Genomic DNA, 6,596 nt, shown 5'->3' on the forward strand with positions numbered 1-6,596 from the left:
CTCCCCGATCAGGCGCGTTCGGCCAGACGTTCGCCCAGCAGGCCGGACGGACGGAACACCAGCACCAGAATCAGCACGGCGAAGGCAAAAATGTCTTGGTAGTGGCTACCCAGGAAGCCACCGGTCAGGTCGCCGATGTAACCAGCCCCCAGCGATTCGATAATCCCCAGCAAAATCCCACCCACCACGGCACCGCCCAGGTTGCCAATCCCGCCCAGCACAGCGGCGGTGAAGGCTTTCAGGCCAATCAGGAAACCCATGTGCGAGTGAGCCTGATCGTAATTGGCAGCCACCATTACCCCGGCCACCGCGCCCAGACCGGCACCCAGCACGAAGGTGGCAGAGATGATGCTGTTCACATTCACCCCCATCAGCCCGGCCACTGCCGGATTCTGGCTGGTGGCACGCATGGCGCGGCCCAGCTTGGTTTTTTCCACCATGAACAGCAGGCCGGCCATAATCACCACCGCCGAGATGACGATGAAAATCTGCAGGTCGGTGATGCTGGCCCCCATGATGTCGATCGGGTCATGCGGCAACAGCGGCGGGAAGGGGATGTAGTTACGCCCCCAGATCAGGATGGCCACGTTCTGCAGCACGATGGACAGGCCAATCGCGGTAATCAGCGGGGCCAGACGCGGCGCATTGCGCAGCGGACGGTAGGCAATGCGCTCAATGGCAAAACCCATCAACATGCACACTGGCACCGCCAGCATCAGCGCCAGCAGCACGATCACCGGCCCCGGCAGGGATAAACCCATGCCGGTCAGCGCGCCAATGATGGTGATGGTGATCATGGCACCAAACATCACCACTTCACCGTGAGCAAAGTTGATCAGACCCATGATGCCGTACACCATGGTATACCCGAGCGCAATGAGCGCATAAATACTGCCGAGCACCAGCCCGTTCAGGATTTGTTGAAGAAAAATATCCACTGTGGGAAATCTCCTTGAGAGCCGCCTTAGTCGGTCTGTTGAACCGACGGCACGTTGGTTTTATTTAGCACAAGCCAGCATGTTTTTGACGCTGCCAGCACGTGAGCGGTCGGATTATGTCTAGCTGGTTACAGCCTGTCAATCATAATTACTACGGCGTTGCTCACCTTGACCCGGCGGATAACCGGAAAAAAGAGTGATTCTGTAATTCAATGATTTTACAGCAGAAAACATAACTATACGTATAAATACGGTAATCGTCATGTTGCAATGCAAACCCAAAATGAAAGCGCGCCACCGCCTTGAGCCTACATGACAAGTTGCTTGACCAATCTGTCTACGCTCAGGCATGGCACTAAAATTGTGCACTGCGGTACGCGTAAAAAACCGGCAAAACCAAACCTGCACTTGCACATCGAATCAGAACGAACACATATAAGCAAAAAAAGCGCCAACCATGTTCGATTTGAAACAATTTTTTATCTTACATCCTACCAGGCAAGCACGCATTCTTAACTGTACCGGGCAGTAGAGCAGCATCATGATGCCATGAAGATGCTATTCCAGAGATTTCTCTTTTATTGGGGCTATTTTCAGGGCAAAACCTGACTGAGGTCTTGTGGCGGGTGCAAAGGCACTGCCCGCACCACGTCACCACTGCGCACGCCCAACAACTGGGCGGTGGCTTCATCGAGCGACAAACTGCCCTGCGGGGCATCCAGTGTCTGCAGCACCATGCGAAAATCGTTCAATCCTGTGGTGGCAATCAGCCACGGCTCACCAGCCACAGCATCAACTGCGGCCTGTTCGCTTACCGTCCACAAACGACTTTGCCGCACTGCACGAATTTCGTGCAGGTATGCTTCAATCGTGGGCCCGGCATCAAAAATATCGACATAGCCTTCGTAGCGGAAACCTTCTTCCTGCAGCATAGCCAAGGCTGGGCGGGTTTTTTCATGAACTTCACCCACCACGGCACGGGCGTGTGCCGGCAACAGGTCGAGATACACCGGATATTTTGGCATCAGTTCGGCCACCACCGACTTGTGTCCAACCCCGGTCAGATGATCGGCCTGAGCAAAATCAACGGTAAAAAAGTGCCGACCCAGTGCTTCCCAGAACGGAGAGCACCCCTGCTCATCCGACACCCCACGCATTTCAGCAATCACCTTGCTGGCAAATCGCTCCGGATGCTGGGCCATGAACAGAAAACGGCACTTGGACAGCAGCCCGCCATTGTGCTCGCGCCGCCAGTCCGGATGCAGGAACAACGCGCATACTTCCGAACTGCCGGTGTGGTCATTGGATAAAAACAGGGTTTCGGCGCTGGAGTAGATATTGAGCGCCGGCGAGGCGTGGATCACCTTGCCCACCCGGTAGTTGTACCAGGGCGAGCGCAGGCCAAGGGCCGATTCAATGCTGCAGGTGCCGACCAGGGTGCCGGTTTCACTGCATTCAAGCACAAACAGATAGCCCTGATCCGCCCGATCCAGCTCATTGCGCAACGAGCGCTGGCTGCGTTCAATCCGCTCGGCCAGTTGAACCGGGTCAGCCTGCAGCGACGTCACCCCTACATCCGCCAGCCGGGCCAGGGCCACCAGGGCGTCCAGATCGTCCGGACGGGCCATACGAATCAGCATCATGCGAAACCTCCCCCTGCACAGCCCTCAAAACGCACCAGACGTACCTGATCACCCGCTTCGCAAGCCAAGGCATGGGCAGTCTCCAGCGTCACCCAGGCTTCATCGCCATGCAGCAGCACATCGGCCAGGCCTGCGCGGAACTGACGGGTTTGCAGGTTACTCAGCAAAAATGGCTCGGTGCCTGCCGGACGATTGTCGGTGATACACAAACGGGCCAGCTTGCTATGCACAATCGAGCGCACCCAGTGGGTTTTGGCCGTCAGGGTGGGTGCGCCATCGATGGCGTCGATATAGTCGTCGGCTTCAAAACCTTCGTCGGTAAGAATGGCAAACGGCACTTCGGCGTCAGGATGAATCTGGCCCATGGCCTGCTGGGCAGCATCCGGCAACAATGGCACATAAATCGGATAGGTGGGCATCAGTTCGGCGATGAAGGTTTTGTTGCCCAAGGCAATGCGCCGATCAACTTCTTCTACTTCCATCTTGAAAAACGGTTTGCCAATCGCTTCCCAGAACGGATAACGCCCTTCACTGTCGGTATACCCCTGCATTTCATCGAATAGCCGCTCGGAAAAACGCTGCGGGTGCGAAGCGATGAACAGCAGGCGCGCGCGCGACAGTACATCGGCCGCTGCGCTACCCAGGTGTTCCGGTGCCAGATAGAAGCCACACAGCTGGGTCACGCCGGTCAGATCATTGCACAGGGTCAGCGCGTGGATCTTGTTGTTCACCCCCAATGCAGCCGAAGCGTGAATCAGGGTTTCATTGCGGTAGCTGTAAAATGGCTGGGTAAACCCGGCAGAGGCAATCAGCCCTGCAGTACCCACCACCTGGCCATCCACTTCCAGCATGAAGGTGTAGCTTTCTTCGGTCTGGCAGGCAATATCGCTTTCCAGCGCGGCCAGCGATTGCTGAATGCGGTCAAACAGGTATTCTCGTTGCGGCGTCAGCCCGGTCACTCCGGCAGCACTGGCAGCGGCCATCTGCTCCAGCACCGGTAAATCTGTCGTTCGCACTGGTCGAACAATCATCATGCGACACACTCCCCTTGCTTGTCCGCGCGACAAGCGCAACAAAACTTCACCCAAAATGGTGCGGCAACCAGCCATTCTGGCATCCGGACACACACTGGCCAATGTGACTTGATTGTAATCAAATCCAGCTGACAGGGGTTTCGGGTTTGCGACACGGCTGTACAGATTGCGATGGCATGATTTTCACCTCACAATCCGGTAAATCAGGGGGATTTCACCAAAAACCGCACCACAGAAAAAGAATTCAGCAATACGGCTCAAAACGGGAGCCCAACAAAGACAAAACCCCCTGTACCGTTTGGTACAGGGGGTTTGAATGGGAGCCTGGCGTTGACCTACTTTCACACGGGTAATCCGCACTATCATTGGCGCGAAGCGGTTTCACTGTCCTGTTCGGGATGGGAAGGAGTGGGACCCACTTGCTATGGACACCAGGCATAAGCTGTCGTGCGCTGCATTGCTGCAACACACCAAAACGGGAAGAGTAACTTCAGTCATCAACTGGATCAGATCACATCTAAAACACCTGAAGCATCGCGGCTTATAGGATCAAGCCGCACGGGCAATTAGTATTGGTTAGCTTAATGCATTACTGCACTTCCACACCCAACCTATCAACGTCCTGGTCTCGAACGACCCTTCAGGGCACTCTAGGTGCCAGGGAAGTCTCATCTTAAGGCAAGTTTCGCGCTTAGATGCTTTCAGCGCTTATCTCTTCCGAACTTAGCTACCCGGCGATACGACTGGCGTCATAACCGGTACACCAGAGGTTCGTCCACTCCGGTCCTCTCGTACTAGGAGCAGCCCCCTTCAAACTTCCAACGCCCACTGCAGATAGGGACCAAACTGTCTCACGACGTTTTAAACCCAGCTCACGTACCACTTTAAATGGCGAACAGCCATACCCTTGGGACCGGCTACAGCCCCAGGATGTGATGAGCCGACATCGAGGTGCCAAACTCCGCCGTCGATATGAACTCTTGGGCGGAATCAGCCTGTTATCCCCGGAGTACCTTTTATCCGTTGAGCGATGGCCCTTCCATTCAGAACCACCGGATCACTATGTCCTGCTTTCGCACCTGCTCGACTTGTGGGTCTCGCAGTTAAGCTACCTTTTGCCATTGCACTATCAGTACGATGTCCGACCGTACCTAGGTAACCTTCGAACTCCTCCGTTACACTTTGGGAGGAGACCGCCCCAGTCAAACTGCCTACCATGCACGGTCCCCGATCCGGATGACGGACCAAGGTTAGAACCTCAAACACACCAGGGTGGTATTTCAAGGGCGGCTCCACAGAAACTGGCGTCTCTGCTTCAAAGCCTCCCACCTATCCTACACAAGTCTGTTCAAAGTCCAATGCAAAGCTACAGTAAAGGTTCACGGGGTCTTTCCGTCTAGCAGCGGGGAGATTGCATCTTCACAAACATTTCAACTTCGCTGAGTCTCGGGTTGAGACAGTGTGGCCATCGTTACGCCATTCGTGCGGGTCGGAACTTACCCGACAAGGAATTTCGCTACCTTAGGACCGTTATAGTTACGGCCGCCGTTTACTGGGACTTCAGTCAAGAGCTTGCACCCCATCATTTAATCTTCCAGCACCGGGCAGGCGTCACACCGTATACGTCCACTTTCGTGTTGGCACAGTGCTGTGTTTTTATTAAACAGTCGCAGCCACCTTTTCACTGCAACCCCATCGAGCTCCGGACGCGAGGTCCTTCACCCTACCGGGGCACACCTTCTCCCGAAGTTACGGTGTCAATTTGCCGAGTTCCTTAACCCGAGTTCTCTCAAGCGCCTTAGAATTCTCATCCTACCCACCTGTGTCGGTTTGCGGTACGGTCAATTGTGAGCTGAAGCTTAGAGGCTTTTCCTGGAAGCATGGGATTACTCACTTCAGTGCCGTAGCACCTCGTTATCACGCCTCAGCATTGGCCCACCGGATTTGCCTGATGGACCTGCCTACACGCTTGAACCAACTATTCCAACAGTTGGCTGAGCTACCCTTCTCCGTCCCCCCATCGCACTCACAATCGGTACAGGAATTTTAACCTGTTTCCCATCGACTACGCATTTCTGCCTCGCCTTAGGGGCCGACTCACCCTACGCCGATGAACGTTGCGTAGGAAACCTTGGGTTTTCGGCGTGCGGGACTTTCACCCGCATTATCGCTACTCATGTCAGCATTCGCACTTCTGATACCTCCAGCAGCCTTTACAAGCCACCTTCGCAGGCCTACAGAACGCTCTCCTACCATATGTACAGAGTACATATCCGCAGCTTCGGTTACATGCTTGAGCCCCGTTACATCTTCCGCGCAGGACGACTCGACCAGTGAGCTATTACGCTTTCTTTAAATGATGGCTGCTTCTAAGCCAACATCCTGGCTGTCTAGGCCTTCCCACTTCGTTTACCACTTAGCATGTCATTTGGGACCTTAGCTGGCGGTCTGGGTTGTTTCCCTCTTGACACCGGACGTTAGCACCCGATGTCTGTCTCCCAGGCTCGTACTTGACGGTATTCGGAGTTTGCCATGGGTTGGTAAGTCGCGATGACCCCCTAGCCATAACAGTGCTCTACCCCCGTCAGTAATACCTGAGGCACTACCTAAATAGTTTTCGGAGAGAACCAGCTATTTCCAAGTTTGTTTAGCCTTTCACCCCTATCCACAGCTCATCCCCTAATTTTGCAACATTAGTGGGTTCGGTCCTCCAGTGCGTGTTACCGCACCTTCAACCTGGCCATGGATAGATCACTTGGTTTCGGGTCTACGCCCAGCAACTGAACGCCCTATTCGGACTCGGTTTCCCTACGCCTCCCCTATTCGGTTAAGCTTGCTACTGAACGTAAGTCGCTGACCCATTATACAAAAGGTACGCAGTCACGGAACAAGTCCGCTCCCACTGTTTGTATGCATCCGGTTTCAGGATCTATTTCACTCCCCTTCCGGGGTTCTTTTCGCCTTTCCCTCACGGTACTGGT

3 protein-coding genes and 2 rRNA genes (1 of these 5 only partly in view) are annotated in these 6,596 nt (G+C 54.7%); all 5 read right to left on the reverse strand.

Translation table 11 applies throughout. From position 1 onward, the window contains the following. Positions 1 to 8: 8 nt before the first annotated feature. Positions 9 to 938, reverse strand: a complete 930-nt coding sequence (locus tag BXU06_RS09180; RefSeq protein ID WP_077298866.1) for a branched-chain amino acid ABC transporter permease — start codon at positions 936 to 938, stop codon at positions 9 to 11. A gap of 593 nt (positions 939 to 1,531) precedes the next feature. Further along, positions 1,532 to 2,581, reverse strand: coding sequence for an arginine N-succinyltransferase (astA, locus tag BXU06_RS09185; protein ID WP_077298868.1), 1,050 nt, complete (start codon positions 2,579 to 2,581; stop codon positions 1,532 to 1,534). Then, entirely contained in the window at positions 2,578 to 3,615 is a 1,038-nt protein-coding gene (locus BXU06_RS09190; protein ID WP_077298870.1) for an arginine N-succinyltransferase, read from the reverse strand. Before BXU06_RS09190 ends, astA begins: the two co-directional genes overlap by 4 nt. A gap of 322 nt (positions 3,616 to 3,937) precedes the next feature. Beyond that, positions 3,938 to 4,051, reverse strand: a 5S ribosomal RNA gene (rrf, locus tag BXU06_RS09195). Positions 4,052 to 4,160: 109 nt separating this feature from the next. Continuing rightward, positions 4,161 to 6,596 (reverse strand): 23S ribosomal RNA (locus tag BXU06_RS09200) (it continues 452 nt past the right edge of the window).

The sequence above is a fragment of the Aquaspirillum sp. LM1 genome (assembly GCF_002002905.1).
GTDB lineage: Bacteria > Pseudomonadota > Gammaproteobacteria > Burkholderiales > Aquaspirillaceae > Rivihabitans.